General features: G+C 66.4%; 17 protein-coding genes. 6 read left to right on the top strand and 11 right to left on the bottom strand.

Translation table 11 applies throughout. From position 1 onward, the window contains the following. Positions 1-37: 37 nt before the first annotated feature. The 11 genes from P3T23_RS11980 to P3T23_RS11930 are packed head-to-tail and all read right to left on the bottom strand — an operon-like array spanning position 38 to position 11,263. Positions 38-817: an enoyl-CoA hydratase/isomerase family protein gene (locus P3T23_RS11980; protein ID WP_429316376.1), complete on the bottom strand. Its 780-nt coding sequence runs from the start codon at positions 815-817 to the stop codon at positions 38-40. A gap of 7 nt (positions 818-824) precedes the next feature. Then, positions 825-1,487, bottom strand: a complete 663-nt coding sequence (locus tag P3T23_RS11975; RefSeq protein WP_429316375.1) for a 4-carboxy-4-hydroxy-2-oxoadipate aldolase/oxaloacetate decarboxylase — start codon at positions 1,485-1,487, stop codon at positions 825-827. After that, entirely contained in the window at positions 1,484-2,152 is a 669-nt protein-coding gene (locus P3T23_RS11970; protein WP_429316374.1) for an RraA family protein, read from the bottom strand. The genes P3T23_RS11975 and P3T23_RS11970 overlap by 4 nt, the downstream gene beginning before the upstream one ends. 28 nt (positions 2,153-2,180) lie before the next feature. Further along, complete coding sequence (locus P3T23_RS11965; RefSeq protein WP_429316373.1) at positions 2,181-2,834, bottom strand: RraA family protein; 654 nt, start codon at positions 2,832-2,834, stop codon at positions 2,181-2,183. Positions 2,835-2,876: 42 nt separating this feature from the next. Further along, positions 2,877-3,875, bottom strand: coding sequence for a protocatechuate 3,4-dioxygenase (locus P3T23_RS11960; protein ID WP_429316372.1), 999 nt, complete (start codon positions 3,873-3,875; stop codon positions 2,877-2,879). A gap of 37 nt (positions 3,876-3,912) precedes the next feature. Then, positions 3,913-5,142, bottom strand: a complete 1,230-nt coding sequence (locus P3T23_RS11955; protein WP_429316371.1) for a CaiB/BaiF CoA transferase family protein — start codon at positions 5,140-5,142, stop codon at positions 3,913-3,915. A gap of 12 nt (positions 5,143-5,154) precedes the next feature. Continuing rightward, complete coding sequence (locus tag P3T23_RS11950) at positions 5,155-5,592, bottom strand: Zn-ribbon domain-containing OB-fold protein (protein WP_429316370.1); 438 nt, start codon at positions 5,590-5,592, stop codon at positions 5,155-5,157. A 2-nt stretch (positions 5,593-5,594) separates the two neighbouring features. Next, positions 5,595-6,758 carry a thiolase domain-containing protein gene (locus P3T23_RS11945; protein ID WP_429316369.1) on the bottom strand — a complete coding sequence of 388 codons (1,164 nt, stop codon included), beginning with the start codon at positions 6,756-6,758 and terminating at the stop codon, positions 5,595-5,597. Continuing rightward, entirely contained in the window at positions 6,755-7,900 is a 1,146-nt protein-coding gene (locus P3T23_RS11940; RefSeq protein WP_429316368.1) for an acyl-CoA dehydrogenase family protein, read from the bottom strand. Before P3T23_RS11940 ends, P3T23_RS11945 begins: the two co-directional genes overlap by 4 nt. Before the next feature lie 14 nt (positions 7,901-7,914). Next, positions 7,915-9,096: an acyl-CoA dehydrogenase family protein gene (locus P3T23_RS11935; RefSeq protein ID WP_429316367.1), complete on the bottom strand. Its 1,182-nt coding sequence runs from the start codon at positions 9,094-9,096 to the stop codon at positions 7,915-7,917. Between the two features lie 19 nt (positions 9,097-9,115). Beyond that, positions 9,116-11,263, bottom strand: coding sequence for an acetate--CoA ligase family protein (locus tag P3T23_RS11930; RefSeq protein ID WP_429316366.1), 2,148 nt, complete (start codon positions 11,261-11,263; stop codon positions 9,116-9,118). A gap of 379 nt (positions 11,264-11,642) precedes the next feature. Between P3T23_RS11930 and P3T23_RS11925 the strand changes: the two genes are divergently transcribed. From P3T23_RS11925 to P3T23_RS11900, 6 genes are read left to right on the top strand one after another with little or no spacing between them, the layout of a single operon-like run. Next, on the top strand, positions 11,643-12,314 hold the full coding sequence (locus P3T23_RS11925; RefSeq protein ID WP_429316365.1) for a GntR family transcriptional regulator: 672 nt from the start codon (positions 11,643-11,645) through the stop codon (positions 12,312-12,314). A gap of 37 nt (positions 12,315-12,351) precedes the next feature. Further along, positions 12,352-12,729, top strand: a complete 378-nt coding sequence (locus P3T23_RS11920; RefSeq protein WP_429316364.1) for a RidA family protein — start codon at positions 12,352-12,354, stop codon at positions 12,727-12,729. A gap of 55 nt (positions 12,730-12,784) precedes the next feature. Continuing rightward, positions 12,785-13,789 (top strand): amidohydrolase family protein, encoded by a 1,005-nt coding sequence (locus P3T23_RS11915; protein WP_429316363.1) that lies wholly within the window; start codon positions 12,785-12,787, stop codon positions 13,787-13,789. Positions 13,790-13,791: 2 nt separating this feature from the next. Next, positions 13,792-15,030: a Rieske 2Fe-2S domain-containing protein gene (locus P3T23_RS11910; protein ID WP_429316362.1), complete on the top strand. Its 1,239-nt coding sequence runs from the start codon at positions 13,792-13,794 to the stop codon at positions 15,028-15,030. A 27-nt stretch (positions 15,031-15,057) separates the two neighbouring features. Beyond that, a complete protein-coding gene (locus tag P3T23_RS11905; RefSeq protein ID WP_429316361.1) occupies positions 15,058-16,032 on the top strand; it encodes a PDR/VanB family oxidoreductase in 975 nt (324 codons plus the stop codon). 41 nt (positions 16,033-16,073) lie between these two features. After that, positions 16,074-16,877 carry a crotonase/enoyl-CoA hydratase family protein gene (locus P3T23_RS11900; protein ID WP_429316360.1) on the top strand — a complete coding sequence of 268 codons (804 nt, stop codon included), beginning with the start codon at positions 16,074-16,076 and terminating at the stop codon, positions 16,875-16,877. The last annotated feature ends 13 nt before the right edge of the window (positions 16,878-16,890 follow it).

Below are 16,890 nucleotides of genomic sequence, written 5' to 3'. Positions count from 1 at the left end.
GGTGCGAATCCGCAACGGCCTTTGTCTTTCATTAAGCCTATTCGCCGCGAAACAGCGGCTTGCGCTTCTCCTTCCACGCAAGCGCGCCTTCGAGCAGATCCTGAGAAGCGTCCGCCTGCGCAACGTCCCGCTGAAACTCAAATTCGTCGAGCGTGCCGCTCGCGATCCGGTTCAGGTGCTTTTTCATGCCGAGCAGCGCGAGCGGCGCCATGCCGGCCAACTCGCCGCTCAACCGTTCCATTTCGTCACGCAACGCCTCGGGCGCCACGACCGTGTCGAGGAAGCCGCACGCATGCATCTGCACGGCATCGAACGTCACTGCCGTCAGCAGCAGCTTCTTGGCGACGTTCAGCCCGAGCCGCGACACGTAGCGCTGCAGCCCGCCGCGGTAGAACAGCAGGCCAAGCCGCGCGGCCGGGACGAACATCTGGCTCGTCTCGACGCCCAGACGGAAGTCGCATGCGAGCGCAAGATCGGTTCCTCCGCCGTATACGCCGCCGTTGATCGCGGCGATCGTCACCGGGCGCGCGTTCTCCAGTTCGTTCGCGAGCCCTTCAAAGTTCGCACCCGCATTGCCGTCCGCTACGCTGCCGATGTTGAATCCGGCACAGAAATGCCGGCCTTCGGCAAGCAAGCGCAGCACGAGCACCTCGCGCCGCGTGTTCACGTCGCGAATAAAGCTGCGCAGCGTATCGAGGTCTTCCGGCTCGAGCCGATTCGCCATGTCGGGGCGGCGCAGCGTGATCGTCGCGATCGGGCCGGCGACGGTGAGTTCCGGCGCAAGGCCGGACGAATGGGCAGCGGGCTTCGAGGTCATCGTCGGCTCAGTGAAAGTTGTAGATCTGCATGGTCGTCTCTCCAGCCTCGATGCGCTTGCAGATCGCGGCCTCGTCGGCCTCGCGCCTCGCGGCCCTCTCGACCACTTCCGCGGCGCGCGCGCGCGGGATCGCGACCAAGCCGTCGCGGTCCCCGACGATCAGGTCGCCCGCGCCGACGGTCACGTTGCCGATCATGACCGGCTCGTTGATCCAGCCGATCGCGCCGTAGTCCTTGCCGGTGCCGCGGATCGACTGGCCGCGCGAGAACACCGGGAAGCCGATCTCCTCGAGCAGGTCCGCGTCCCGCACCCCGCCGTCAATCACGAGACCGCCGAGGCCGCGCACCTTCGCCGCGGTCGTCATGATCTCGCCCCAGTAGCCATGCTCGTAGACGCCGTTCGTGTAGACCACCAGCACGTCGCCCGGCTGCGCGAGCGCCAGCGCGCGGTGAAGCCACAGGTTGTCGCCGCCGGGCGAATGCACGGTAAACGCGGTGCCGCATATTCTGAAGCCCGGCGCGACCGGCTTGATCGCGGACGGCAGCGCGCCGGTCTTGCCGCCCGCCTCGTGCAGCGTCGCCGCGGGCAGCTTGCGCGCGGCCTCGACCACGCTTGCCTCTACACGCTCGATCTGGGTGCGGACCGTGGTTGCCGAATCGTGTTCCTTCATGCTTGTTTCCCCCGCGTCTGCAGCTGGTGGTACTTGAACTGCTTGCGCGCCTCGTCGAGACGCATGCCGCCGCGACAGGCATCGCGGATTGCTTCTTCCGCGCTGTGGATGGTCTCGGCCGCATCGAGCACTGCGTCTTCGTGTTCGCGCGGAATCACGACCACGCCGTCGGCATCGCCACGCAGGATGTCGCCGGGCTGCACGCGCGCCTCGCCAATGTTGACGGGAATGTTGCTGGCCTCGACCTGCACGCGATCCTTGCCCGTGCGCATCCAGTGGTCACGGCTGAACACCGGGTAGCCGAGCTTCAGGCACAGGGCGACATCGCGGCACACGCCGTTGATCACCGTGCCGCCCAGGCCGCGGCGGTGTGCGATCTCGGTCAGGATATCGCCCCAGACGGTCGCGTCTTCGCGGCCGCCGTTGTCGAGCACGACGACTGCCCCGGGCGGCACATCGTCGATGTAGTCACCCACCGTGCCGGGCGGGTTCGCGGCTGGCCCGTACTTGAGCGTCCAGGCGCGGCCCGCGAGGCGGAAGTCCGTGCTGCGCGCCTTGATTCTGTAGCACTGCCCGTTGATGCCGAGCTTGTCGAGCGCATCCGAGAGCGTGGCCGTATCGAGCTTGCCAGCGCGTTCGACGTTGCGGTTGTCGTTCGTCGTCACTATGTGTGTCCTTGAATTACAGATGCGCTCACTTGAGCATGTGTTCGTAGTTGCCGCCCATCACCTTGCCGACCGGCGTCCCGGAGAGGATCGCCTTGGCCATCGCGGCTTCCTTCGCGACGATCGTCTCGGCGGCCTCGAGCACGCGCTCGATGTCTCCTGCGCGGATGAAGATCACGGCGCTGTTGTCGGCCACGACATAGTCGCCAGCTTCCACGCTCACCTCTCCGATTTGCACCGGTACGTTAGTGCCCTTCTCGACCACGCGGCCACGCGCGGTCCGCGCCGTGGTCGCACGGCTGAACACCGGCAGTTCGTAGGCGACGGCTTCGTCGATATCGCGCACCGGCCCATCGGCCACCACGCCCGCGACTTCGCGCACCTTCGCCGCGAGCGAGAGCAGGCCGCCCCAGCAGCCGGCTTCGACACCGCTGCGTTGTTCGACCACGATCACGTTCTCACCGTCGGCCTGTTCGATCGCGGTGCAGCCGAGATGAACCGGCGGTCCCGGCGGCGCTTCCCCAGTGCCAAGCTTGACGGTGATCACCCGGCCGGCGATCCGTCCCGTGCCCGAGCGCTGCGGCAGGCCGCTCACAACGCCGGGGAGTTTGAGTTTGTCGAGTGCGTCCGACACGGCGCAGCAATCCAGCCGGTGCAGCCGCTGTACGTTTTGGTCAGCCATGATGGTTGTCTTCCATAGATTTCCCTGTGGTATGAAGCAGGGTCAGGCAAGCGTGCGCCATGCGGCGAAACACAGTCCGGTGCCAGTCAGCGCGGGGCTGCGGTAGCCCGGCGTGTACGAAACCCATTCGAGATCGAGCGACTTGACCGCCTCGACCGCGATGATCCAGTTGCGGATCTCCGAGCTGCCGGCCTGCAACTGCTTAGGATCGAGCGCGGCGAGCCAGGCACTATCCTTGCGGCGAATCGCGTCGATGATGCCGTTGTCGAGCTCCTCGTCGACCACGAAGTGCGACAGGCCACCCGACGCCAGCACGCCGACGCGCAAGTCTTCCGGATAGGCCTCGATCAGCTCGCGCAGCGCCGCACCGAGCTGGATGCAGCGACGCGGCGTCGCCTGGTTCGGCGGATCGAAGGTGTTCACGATCACGGGAATGACCGGCAGATCGAGCCCCTGCAGGTAGCGGCGGTGGATGAACGAGAACGCGTGGCCTTCGAACTGGCCGCGCTCCAGACCATCCATCGCTGCAATATCGAAGTCACGGTCGCAGAGCTCGCGTATCATCCAGCGCGCCATTGCGGCGTCGACGGGATAGTGCACGTCGGCGTCGGGTTCCTGACGCATGGTGCGTGCGCGCGCATACCAGCTATCGTTCGGGCTCGTCTCGCGCTTCGCGTTGCGAATCGTCTCGCCGTAGTAGATTGCGAAGGTCGGGTTGTTGGTAGTGCGGAAGAGCTCGGTCTGGTCGTCGCCGACGACGATCAGCACGTCGAGCTTCGCCGCGCGGATGCGCTCGCGCAGTTCGTCCATTGCCGCCTCGGCCTCGTCGTAGCGCTCGCCCATCTTTTCTACCGTGACCATCGACTCGGCCTCGGCCGGCGCGCGTTTGAGCAATTCTTCATAAGTAACGTGATCGCCCGCCCTGTCGAAGTAGTGCGGATTCTTCGGGTCGACCGCGCGGAATCCGTGTTGCCAATCCTCGCGCTGGGACACAAGCATGATGCTGTGCGACGAACCAAATGCGGCTACCAAACGTGCCATTTCGTCTCCTTCCGTTCTCTCGTCAGTTGCTTCGCGTTCAAACCACGAACGCCGCGCGCCATTGTTCGATCTGCTCGCCTGAAAAGCCGAGCTCCTGCAGGATTTCCTGGGTGTGTTCGCCCTGCTCGGGTGCCAGACGCGGCGACGCCTCGCGCGGGTAGCGCGACAGCCGGAACGGCTGGCCGACGAAGGCAACGTCGCCTTTACCCGGCAGCTCGACCGGCCACGCAATGCCAAGGTGCTTGACCTGCGGATCCTCGAACACTTCGTCGATACCGTAGATCGGGCCGCACGGCACGCCCGCCTTGAGCAGGATCTGCGTCCATTCCTTCGTGGTGCGGGTCTTGAATACCTCGCTCACCGCACGGTTCACGCCGTCGCGGTTCGCTACGCGGGCGGGATCGGAGTCAAAGCCCGGCGCGCGCGCCAGATGCTCGAGGCCGAGCGCCTCGCACAGCCGCGTCCACATCGTCTGGCCGATGGCGGCGAGGTTCAGGTAGCCGTCCCGGGTCGGGAATACGCCGGTCGGCACCGTGAGCGGATGCTCGTTGCCCACCTGTTGCGGTACCTTCCTGTCCACGAGCCATTGCGCTGCCTGGAAGTCGAGCATCGCGAGCTGCGCCTCGAGCAGCGAGGTTTGCACCCACTGCCCCTCGCCCGACGCTTCGCGCTCAAGCAGCGCGGTCAGGATCGCCATCGCGCAGAAGTGGCCCGCGCACAGGTCCGCGATGGGAATACCGACGCGCATCGGGCCTTCGCCCGGCTTTCCGGTGACGCTCATGAGACCGCCCATGCCCTGCGCGATCGAGTCGAAGCCGGGCCACTTCGCGTACGGGCCGTCCTGGCCGAAACCCGAAATGCTCGCGTACACGAGGCGCGGGTTGATCGCGCGCAGCGCGTCGGGGCCGATGCCGAGACGGTCCTTCACGTCGGGACGGAAGTTCTCGATGAATACGTCGGCACGACGGACCAGCTCATGAAGGATCTCGCGACCGGCAGGATCCTTCATGTTCAGCGTGAGGCTTTCCTTGTTGCGGTGCAGGTTTTCATAATCGGCGCGATTGTGGTCGCGCCCGCCGATCATGTCGTCGCCGCCCGGCGCGCCGGGTGGGATCTCGATCTTGATCACGCGCGCGCCCATGTCGGCGAACAGGCGCATCGCGGTCGGGCCCGCGCGCACGCGTGACGCGTCGATGATCGTGAAGCGCGAAAGTGCGCCCTTACGCGTGGTGCCCGCAATCTGGGTGTCGTTGAATTCGACGCTCATGCACACTCTCCCTCAGGCCGGAGTGAACATCGGAACCGGATAGCCGCCATCGCTCCGCTTGAAGACGAGCTGCACGCGATGACCGATCGCGAGCGTGGCAGGATCGCAGTCGACCAGATTGGTGAGCATCGTCACGCCCTCATCGAGCGTCACGTAGGCGAGCGTGTAGCGCGCCTCGTCCTTGCCCATCGTGCTGCACGAGTAAATCGTGCCCTTGCCGGCCGATTCGATCCATTCGGTGTTCGCGCTCAAGCAGTGCGGGCAGATGTCACGCGGGTAGTAGTGCGTCTCGCCGCAGTCCTGGCAGCGTTTGACGAGCAGGCGGCCTTCCGTCGCTGCCTCCCAGAACGGCAGCGCCTCGGGCAGCGCGCGCGGTGCGGGGATGCGGCGCGGACCGGCGGGCCTCGCAGCCTTGTCCAGTGCTGCAAAGGTCTGATTAGTGGTACTCATCGTTACTCCCGTTCGAGAATGAGCGTAGCGGCCGTATGGCGCGACGCGAGCGCGCCGCCGATCCCGTTCGCGAGTGCAAGATCGCAGTTTTTAACCTGCACGGCGGGATGCGCCTCGCCGCGCAGCTGGCGCACCGCCTCGATCACTTTCGTGACGCCGCCGCGGTTCGCCGGATGGTTATTGCACAGCCCGCCGCCGTCGGTGTTGAACGGCAGCTTGCCGACGCCCGAGATCAGGCCGCCGTCCTGTACGAACTTGCCGCCCTCGCCCTTCTTGCAGAAGCCGAGATCTTCGAGCTGGATGAGCACGGTGATCGTGAAGCTGTCATAGAGCGACGCGTACTTGATGTCAGCCGGTGTCACGCCAGCCTCGGCAAACGCCGCCGCGCCCGACCACTTCGCGGCCGACCAGGTCAGGTCGATCTTGCCGCCCGACGCGTGCTTCGGTGCCTCGCCCGAGCCGCGCACCTTGACGAGCGGGCGCTTGAGCTGCTTCGCGATCTCGGGACGCGCGACGATCAGCGCGCCGCCGCCGTCGCTCATCACGCAACAGTCGAGGCGATGCAGCGGATCGGCGACCATCGGCGAATTGACCACGTCCTCGACGGTCACGACGTTGCGCAGCATCGCGTGCGGGTTGTGCTGCGCGTGATGCGAGGCCGCGACCTTGATCCACGCGAGCTGCTCGCTCGTGGTCCCGTATTCGTACATGTGCCGCTTCGCGACCATCCCGTACAGGTTCTGCGTAGCCGGGCCGAACGGCAACTCGAACTGCACGTCGGGCGCATCCGGGTCCGGCGCCTTCAGCGCGAGCGCCGCACCTGCCGCGCGCGGACGGCCTGCCAGCGTGATCAGCGCGACGTTACAGCGGCCGGCTGCGATCGCTTCGGCCGCGTGTGCGACGTGGAGGATCGGCGCGGATCCGCCGCACTCGGTCGAATCGACGTGGCGCAGCTTCAGTCCGAGGTACTCGGCGATCGTGGTCGTGCCCAGGCCCGGCGCGTCGCCCGCGCAGAAGTAGCCGTCGATGTCGTCCTTCGTGAGGCCCGCGTCGTCGAGTGCGCCCTTCGCCACGTCGGCATGCAGGCGCGCGACGGAGAGGTCGTCGGCCTTGCGTGTCGGGTGCTCGTAGGCCCCCACGATGCAGGCTTGTCCGTGCAGGCTCATGCGGCCTCCTTGTCGAGGCGCTGCGCCGTGAAGCGTTGCAGGTGCCAGGTGGCGTCGCCGTAGCTCATGTTGATCGCAAACATGCGCTTCGCGTAGTGGCCCGCGCGGCATTCCTCAGTCATGCCCATCGCGCCGTGCAACTGGATCGCCCATTCACCCGCGCTACGGCATGCATCGCCGATGAAAGCCTTCACGGCCGAGACGAAGCGGCCGCGGCGCTGCGCGTCGTCCTCGTCGACCGCCATCGCGGCCGCGCACGCCATCGACTTGCTCTGCTCGAGTGCAATCAGCATGTCGGCGATGCGGTGTTGCAGCGCCTGGAACTTCGCCAGCGGCGCCCCGAACTGCGTGCGCGTCTTGAGATGCTCGGCGGTCAACTCCAGCAGCGCGCCCAGCGCGCCCACCGATTCCGCGCACAGCGCGGCGTTCGCGCGGTCGAGCGCTGCTTCGACCAGCTCCCGGGCTTCACCGGCCTGGCCGACCAGGTCGCCCTTGCTCACGGTCACGTTGTTGAACGTGACGTGTGCGGCTTCGCGTGCGTCGATCGTCCCGAAGTTCCGAACCGTGATGCCTGGCGCCTTCGCGTCGACCAGGAACAGGGACAAGCCATGTGTGTCGCCGCGCCCGCCCGAGGTGCGCGCCACAACCACGAACGCGTCGGCAATCGCGCCGTCGAATACGAGCGTCTTGGTGCCGTCGATGCTCCAGCCGTCGCCGGTCTCTTTCGCGGGCACCGCGAGACGCGCAATATCGTAGCGCGCGTCAGCTTCGCCCACGGCGAACGCGAGAACTTTCTCGCCAGTCGCGGCCGCTTCGAGCCACTGCGCACGCTGCTGAGCGCTGCCGGCCCTGCCGATCAGCGCGGCGGCCGGCAGGCCGCTCGCCAGCCAGCCCGCTCCGCCGAGCGCGCGGCCGAGTTGTTGCGCGACGAGCATCGTCTCAACCGCGCCGTAGCCGCTGCCACCATGGTCCGGATCGACCGTGAGGCCGGTCACGCCGAGCTCGGCGAGGCCCATGCGGCGCCGCGCAGCAAGCGCTGCATCCTCGGCATTGCCGCGCTGATGCGCGGGATATTCGCCGTCGCAGAAGCGGCGTACCGCATCGTGCAGCGCGACGTGATCTTCAGTCAGAGAGAAATCCATGTTCGTGTCCCGCCTCAAGCATTAAAGAACGCGCGGCTGATCAGATTGCGCTGCACTTCGTTAGTCCCGCCGTAGATCGACAGCTTGCGTGCGTCGAAGTAATTCGCTGCGACTGCAATCACGTCCTCGGGGCTCGGCGGCTCGTGGCCGGCCTGGTCCAGCAGCGCGGCCTCGTCGAACGGCACGCCGTGCGGCCCGGCAATTTCCGTGAGCAGCGTGTAGATCGCCTGGCGCAGCTCGGTGCCGCGCACCTTGAGCATCGAGGCCTCGACGGCGGGCACACGGCTCTGCTGGTTCTCGCTGAGCATGCGCAGGCCGGTGAATTCGAGCGCCATCAGTTCGATCTCGAAGCGGCTCACACGCGCCTCGAAAAGAGGATCGCCCGCCAGGCCCTGATGCTTGCCGAGCGCCTTGACACGCGCGAGCTGCTGCTTGCACGAGCCGATCCCGGCGATGCCGGTGCGTTCGTGACCAAGCAGATACTTGCCGTAAGACCAGCCCTTGTTGAGCTCGCCCACGAGGTTCTCGACCGGTACGCGCACATTGTCGAGATAGACCTCGTTGAGGTCAGTGCCGCCTTCGAGCATGCGGATCGGACGCAACTCGACGCCCGGCGACTTCATGTCGATGAGCAGGAACGAAATGCCTTCCTGCGGCTTCGCGTCCGGATCCGTACGCACGAGGGCGAACATCATCTCGCACCAGTGCGCGTACGAGGTCCAGACCTTGTGGCCATTGACCACGAAATGATCGCCGTCGCGCACGGCCGTCGTGCGCACGCTCGCGAGGTCCGAGCCAGCGCCGGGTTCCGAGAAGCCCTGCGCCCACCAGGTTTCGCTGCGACGGATCGCAGGCAGGTAGCGTTCCTTCTGCTCAGGCGTGCCGAACGCGTTGAGCACCGGACCGAGCATGTTGATGCCGCTCGCGATGATCCGTGGCGCGCCGCCAACCAGTGTTTCTTCATCGAAGATGTAGCGCTGCAGCGGCGTCCAGCCGGGACCGCCCGCTTCCTTCGGCCATGACGGCGTGATCCATCCGCGCTCGAAGAGCAACGTGTACCACCCGACGTAGTCGGCGCGTTCCAGGCGCAGGCCGAGCTCGGCCTTGCGCTTGAGCGCGGGCGACAGGTTCGCTTTGACGAACGCGCGCACCTCGGCGCGGAACGCCTCATCCTCTGCGGAGAATTCGAGTCTCATTGGCTTGTTCTCCTGAGGGTCAGTGCCCGGAACCTTGAGCGCCGCAGACAACCAGCGCGTCGAGCGCGAGCACCCGGTCCGGATAGGCGACGAGCGGGTTCACGTCGATCTCGGTGATCTGCGGGTTCGCGCGCATCTGCGCGCCGATCGCGGCCACGGCTTTCGCGATCGCGGCCACATCCACACCGGCCGCGCCGCGCACGCCGTCGAGCAGCGCCGCAGCCTTCAGGCGCTGCAGTTCGACCACGATGTCCGCCTCGGCCATGTCGGCCGGAATCAGGCGCACGTCCTTGAGCGCCTCGATCCAGATACCGCCGAGGCCGACCAGGACGACCGGTCCCCACTCGGCGTCACGCTTCGCGCCGACCACGAGTTCGAGGCCGCGCGGGCCCATCGCCTCGACGAGCACGCCGTCGAGCTTGAACCCGGGGTGGTGCGAAGCCACGCTCGTGTGCAGCTTGTCCCAGCCCGCCAGCAGCGCGCTCGCATCCGCGAGACCCACCACCACGCCGCCGACGTCGCTCTTGTGCGGCAGCGCGCTCGCCTGTGCCTTGAGCACGACCGGGTAGCCGATTTCGTCGGCAATCGCGAGCGCGTCGTCGAGCGTCGTCGCGAGGCGCCCCTGCGGGATCGGCAGGCCGGCGGCAGCGAGCCATTGTTTGCCCTGATATTCCGCGAAGATGCCGTTGGCGGGCACGGGGCCGGGCAGCGGGATCGCTGCCGGCAGAGCCTTGTGCGCGCGCTTCGCGCGCTGCAGCGATTCGCCGCAGGCAGCCACGCGGGCGCAGGCGCGCAACGCGCGATCCGGCGAGCGGAAGAACGGCACGCCGCTCGCGGCGATCGCCTCGACGAAGAACGGCTCGAGCGCGTTGTTGTCGCCCATCACCGCGAGCACCGCGGGCTTGGTGGCACGCGCGAGTGCAGGCACGAGATGATCGGCCTTGTCGCGCTGCGCAATCGGCGGGCCGCCCATGATCGACAGCACGAGGCTGCCGATGTTCGGATCGGCGAGCACGGTGTCGATGAGCTCACCGATCAGGCTTGGGTTGCGCACGCCGATCGTCGTGTAGTCGAGCGGGTTGTCGGCCACCGCGAAGTCGGGCAGCAGCTCCGTCAGCTTCTGGATGGTCGGCTCGCTCAGGCGCGGCAGCGTGAGGCCGATGTCTTCCGCGAAGTCCAGCGTGATGTTCTTCACCGCACCCGACGCCGTCATCACGGCAGTACCCTCCGCGGGCGGCACCGGGAAGCGCGCGAGGATCGTCGTGGTGTCGAACAGCTCGTCGAGCGAATCGACCACCACCACGCCTTCGCGTGCGAGCAGCACGCTCGCGCTTGCATGGTCGCCTGCCAGCGCACCGGTATGCGATTGCGCCGCTTCGCGCGCCCGCGCGCTCTTGCCCGGTATCAACATGACGATCGGCTTGCCGGCCGCGCGTGCCTCGCGCGCCAGCTTGATGAAGGTCTGCGGGCGGCGGATCTGTTCGGCGTAGACCGCGATTGCGCTCGTCTGCGGGTCGGCGACGAACCAGGCCAGGTAGTCTTCGATGCCGAGTACGGCCTCGTTGCCGGTGGACACGGCCGCCGTGATCGGCTGCCCGCGGCCCATGAACGCGTCGCGCAGGTTTGCGGCCATCGCGCCGCTTTGCGCCACGACGCCGACTCCCTTGCGGCCTGCGCACGGGTACGGCGCGACCGCTTCAAAAGTGACCGGCACGCCGGCCTCGAAGTTGGTGAAGCCCATGCAATTGGGGCCGATCAGCGCCATGCCGGTCGCGTTCGCGGCTTCGGTCAAGGCCTGCTGTTTGGCACGGCCCTCCTCGCCCGCTTCGGCATAGCCCGAAGCGAAGATCACGGCCGCGCCGGTCCGGCGCGCGCCGAGCGTGCGCACCGCATCCAGCACGCCCGCTTCGGGAATCGCGAGCACGGCGAGATCGATGCCTTCAGGCAGCGCGTCGACGCTGTTGACGCACGGGCGGCCGTTGATTTCCTGGCTGCTGCGCGAAACCAGATGGATCTCGCCCGCGTAGCCGAAGCGCTCAAGGTTTTGCAGCACGAAATTGCCGAACGCTCTTGGATCGGCGGAAGCGCCGACGATCGCAATCGATCCCGGCTTGAGCACGCGCTCGACGGACAGCACGCCGGCGGCGTCGGAGAGTGACTTACTCATCAGGTGATGCCTCTTCTTGATTGAGACCCCGGTTGTGGCACATCAGGATCGTTTCGGATTCTCGGCATTCTGGCATACCAAAGCAGCATTCTCAATACACCACAGCCATAAAAGTGGGGTTAGCGTTTCCCCCTAGTCTACCCCCAACGAAGGCGACCAATCAGGCTACCTGCTTGATTTAAATCTACTTTATCCCGAAGACCCGAGGCCTTATCGGACTCACACCGAGGCATAACAAAAATTCAATGTTGAATACCACAACAACGTATTGGTATATTTAAGGCATCAGAACCCAACCGTGTCTACCATGAAAACTGTAGTCGACCTGTCCGTCGAGCTCGAAGGCGCAGCATTCGATATGCCGGAAGCGGCGCCCCGCATGCGGGCAAGCCTCGCGAACGACATTCGCGCGACGCTGCTGACCGAGATCGAGACAGGCAAGCTCGCGCCGGGCACACCGATCGACGAACGCGTGCTCGCGGCGCGCTTCAACGTATCGCGCACCCCAGTCCGCGAGGCGCTCCAGCATCTCGCCGCGCGTGATCTGGTGGCGATCTCACCGCGCCAAGGTATCACCGTCGCTCGCCTGTCGATCGCCAAGGTGCGCTCGATGCTCGAGTACATCGGCGAGCTGGAGGCGCTCTGCGCGCGCTTTTGCGCACGCCGTGCGCGCGATGAACTGCGCGAAGCGCTCGACAGCGCGCTGATGGCCTGCCAGCAGGCCGCCGTCGAGGGCGACGCGATGGAGTACGCGCGCGCCAATGGGGTGTTCCACAACACGATCTACGACGGCAGCCGCAACGAGTGCCTCGCTGACCAGATCCGTGCCGCGCGCCGCCAGTCGGAGCGCTACCGCGTGGCGGACTTCCGCAATCGCAGCCAGATCAGCCGCTCCCTGCAGGAGCACTTCGAGATCGCCCGCGCAATCCAGGCGGGCGACGAGGCGAAGGCCGGTGAGGCGATGCTGCGTCACGTGCCGGCCGGCACGACCGGCTTCTCGGAGTTCCTGGCGGCGGTGCCGCGCCACTTTTTCGATTTCGGCGTGGACTGAGTAGCCGAGTCACCTTTACAAGCCATACGGAAAAACCATGCCCCGTTCCATCGACGTCCCTGGCCTCGCGCACAACGCCCCAATCCCGGTCGGCGCGCGCGTCGCCCACGTGCTGTGCTCGTCGGCCATCGCCGGCAAGGATCCGGCGACCGGCCGCCTCGCGGCCGAACCCGCCGATCAGGCACGGCTCGCGTTCAACAACCTCAAGCGTTTTCTCGACGCAGGCGGCGCGACGCTCGCGGACGTGGTGAAGCTCACCGTGTACGTGAAAGACGACTCGGTGCGCGAACACATCAACGCCCACTGGCTCGCGTTCTGGCCGGACCCGGCACAACGGCCAGCACGCCATATCGTCGTGCACGACCTGCAGCACGGCATGGCGCTGCAACTCGAAACGCTCGCCGTCGTCGCCTGAGCGTCCCCGGCAGATCAATCCAACGTACCGCTCTCACTTTCACAAGGATTCCAACGTGATCATCGATTCCCACGCCCACCTCGTCATGCCGCCCGAAAGCTTCCGCTACATGGCGGAGCTGATTGGCGGCCGCGCCAACCCGTCGACCAAACCGAACGTGCCGGACGCCTCGGTACGCAAGATGGCCGAAGAGCTTGTGCGCAGCATGGACACGGTCGGCACCGACGTGCAGTTCATCTCGCCGCGCCCGTATCTGCAGATGCATTCGGTCAAGCCCGCGCGCGTAACCGAACTCTGGTCGCGCCATTGCAACGACCTGATCGCGCGCTTCGTCGAGATGTTCCCGGACCGCTTCCGCGGCGTGGCGGGTCTGCCGCAATTCATGAACGAATCGCCTGAAATACGTGCAGTCGCGGAACTGAAGCGCTGCGTGAACGAGCTTGGTTTCGTCGGCTGCCTGCTGAACCCGGACCCGACCGAATCGGAAGGCCCGACGCCGCCGGGCCTGGGCGACCCGTTCTGGTATCCGCTCTACGACGCGATGACCGCGCTCGACGTCCCCGCGCTGATCCACTCGGCGGGCAGCTGCAGTCCGCGCGAGTCGTACACGCTGAAGTTCATCAACGAAGAGAACATCGCGGTCATCTCGCTGCTGGAATCGGAGGTGTTCCAGAAGTATCCGAACCTGAAGATCGTGGTCGGTCACGGCGGCGGCGCGATCCCCTATCAGATGGGCCGCTTCCGCTCGTGGGCGGTGCGCCGCAACCATCCGCAAACCTTCGACGAGCAGTTGAAGAAGCTCTACTTCGACACCTGCAACTACTCGAAGGAATCGATCGAGCTGCTGCTCAAGGTGGCCGGCACCGACAACGTGCTCTTCGGCACCGAGAAGCCGGGCACCGGCAGCGCGCGCGACCCCATCTCGGGCCGTGACTACGACGACATGAAGCCCGTGATCGAAAGTATCGAGTGGCTCACCGACGAACAGCGCAAGAACGTCTTCGAGTGCAACTGCACCCGTGTGTACACACGCGCGTTCCGCAACTACAAGGGGGCGTAATCATGGCCATGACCGCCGAAGAGAACGAACTGCTCACACGCGTCGAAAACGGCGCGCCGATGGGCGAGATGATCCGCCAGCATTACTGGATTCCGGCCGTGCCCTCGGTGAAGCTGGAGGCGGACGGCGCGCCCGTGCTGGTACGCCTGCTCGGCTCGAACTATGTGGCGTTTCGCACCAACGACGGCCGCGCCGGGCTGATCGACGAACTCTGCCCGCACCGCAAGACCTCGATGATGATGGCGCGCAACGAGCACAACGGCCTGCGCTGCATCTTCCATGGCTGGAAGGTGGACGTCGAGGGCAAGGTTGTCGAGACGCCGAACCAGGTGGGCGACCAGGCGCAGTTCTGCAAGCGCGTGAAGACCAGCCAGTACGGCGTCGAAGAACGCGGCGGCATTGTCTGGGTCTGGCTCGGCAAGGGCGACACGCCGCCGCGATTCCCCGACCTGCCCTTCACGCAACTGCCCGCAGACCAGCGCTCGGTCACGAGCGTCGAAGTGCCGACCAACTGGGTGCAAGGCGTGGAAGCCTCGATGGACTCGTCGCACGTCGGCGTGCTGCACGAATCGACCACGCAGATCACCGCGGGCGGCGGTAACGAACGCCTGCACATGACCAGGGCGCTCGCGCCGCGCCTCGAATTCGAGGAACGCCCTTACGGCTACCGCTACGCCGCGTTGCGCGACCTGCCCGATGACAAGGTCTACGCGCGCGTGAACAACTTCGTCATGCCGTGGTACGGCATCATCTGCGCGCCGGACGCGAACGGCCCGAGCACGATGTTCTTCTCCACGCCGGTCGACGATGTCACGCACCGCGCGTGGTTCGTCCACTTCAACCCGACGCGCAAGCTCGGCATGACGGTCATGTCGGCCACGCCGGACGTCTGGAATTTCCCGCCGCTGCCGCCTGGCACGCGCGAGAACAGCTTCGGCCAGAACCGCGAGCTCATGAAGCGCGGCCACGCGACCGGTTTCCACCAGCATCTCGGCACCGAAGACTTCGCAATGTTCCTCGGCCAGGGCCCGATTGCGGACCGCACCACCGAACAGCTCTGCTCAGCGGACGGGGCAGTGCTGCGCGTGCGCGCGCTGCTGCTCAAATCGGCGCGCGAGTTCATGGCAGGCAAGACGCCGACGCTCGCCGACAGCCCCGAGCTCGACTACTCGCGCGCGATTTCGATCGGCGGCGTGTTGCCGACCGGCGCCGACTGGCGCGTCCTTACCGAAACCGCGTAACACGGAATGACTTCGATGCTTGCCCCCTTGCTGCTCACGCTGCGCGTCTCTGCAATCGGCGCTCCGACCGCGCTGATCAAGTCGTTCACGCTCGAAGCGGCGGACGGCGCGCGGCTGCCTGGCTACGAGCCGGGCGCACACCTCCAGGTCGAAATCCCGTCCTCCGCAGGCGGCGTGCCGCAATGGCGCTCCTATTCGCTGATCAACCTGGACCCGTCTGTCGATCCGCGCGCCGGCGTGGGGGCATACCGGCTCGGCGTCCGGCGAGAGGATGAAGGCCGCGGCGGCTCGCGCCACATGCACGCACTGGAAGTCGGCGACACGCTCAACGTGCGCGCGCCCGCCAGCCACTTCCCGCTCGCCGGGCCGCCGCGCGTGTTGCTCATCGCAGGCGGCATCGGCGTCACGCCGATAGCTTCGATGGCCGCTGAGCTCGCCGCGCAGCAACGCGACTTCGAACTGCATTTCAGCGGCCGCACGCGCGACGCGCTGCCGTTCGTCGAGGAACTGCGCGCACTCGCGGGCGAGCGACTCATGCTGCACACCGACGACGACCCCGCCACGCGCCTCGAGATCGATGCGCTGCTCGACCATGCGCAAGTGAACCAGCCGATCTACGTGTGTGGCCCGGCGGGGATGATCGACGCGGTGCTTGCGAGCGCCCGCAAGCGCGGCTGGCATGAGTGCGACCTGCACTATGAGCTGTTCGCCGAGGCCGCGCCGCAGGAAGGCGACACCGCATTCGAGGTCGAACTCAAATCGTCGGGCAAGCGGCTCACCGTGCCGGCCGGCAAGTCGTTGCTCGATACCCTCCTCGAAAACGGCACCGACGTCATGTACGACTGCCGCGCCGGCTACTGCGGGCTGTGCTCCACCCGCGTGTGCAGCGGCGAGATCGATCATCGCGACACCTACCTGTCCGACGCCGACAAGACGGGCGGCAAGGTCATGCAGGTCTGCGTGTCGCGCAGCAAGCGCGGCCACCTCGTACTCGACCTGTAGCGCGCCGCCACGACCCACGCATTTATCAATCGGAACCCAGAATGAGCGAAAACCTCGTTACCTATGAACTTGACGGCCCCGTCGCGCTGATCGGCCTGAACCGTCCCGACAAGCGCAATGCCATCAACGAGGACGTGATCGTGCAACTGCGCGATGCCGTCGTGCGCGCGGGCGAAGAAGCCGACGTCGCTGTGCTGTTCGGACACGGCGGCAACTTCAGCGCGGGTCTCGACCTGCGCGAAGCACTCGCGCGCGCCACCGGCCAGACCACACCGCCGCGCAAGCGCCGCCGCCACTCGTGGCATGAAGTGTTCGATGTCATCGCGCGCGGCCCGATTCCGTTCGTCGCGGCGCTGCACGGCGCCGTAGTCGGCGGCGGACTCGAACTCGCGACCGCCGCACACGTGCGCGTTGGCGACGCCACGGCGTTCTTCGGCCTGCCCGAAGGCCAACGCGGCATCTTCGTGGGCGGGGGCGGCACGGTGCGAATCCAGCGCGTGATCGGCTACACCGTCATGGCCGACCTGATGCTGACAGGCCGCCTGCTCTCGGCCGAGGAAGGCTTGCGCGAACACGTGATCACCTACCTCACGCCGGCCGGCGAAGCACTCGCGAAGGCGAAGGAACTGGCCGCCAGCATCGCGCAGAACGCCCCCGACACGAACTGGCGCATCACCAACCTGCTGCCGCGCGTGAACGACCTCTCGCACGAGGACGGTCTGTTCCTCGAATACATGAGCTCGAACATGGCGCGTTCGCCGGAGACCGCGAAGCGCCTGCAGGAATTCGTGGACGGCAAGGCGAAGCCGCTCGAACGTCCCGACCAGCACAAGACCACGGCATGAGGCGCAACGAACC

Source organism: Paraburkholderia sp. GAS448 (assembly GCF_050435685.1).
Lineage (GTDB): Bacteria > Pseudomonadota > Gammaproteobacteria > Burkholderiales > Burkholderiaceae > Paraburkholderia.
Note: the sequence above shows the minus strand (reverse complement) of the source record. Positions and strands in the feature narration are given on the sequence as shown.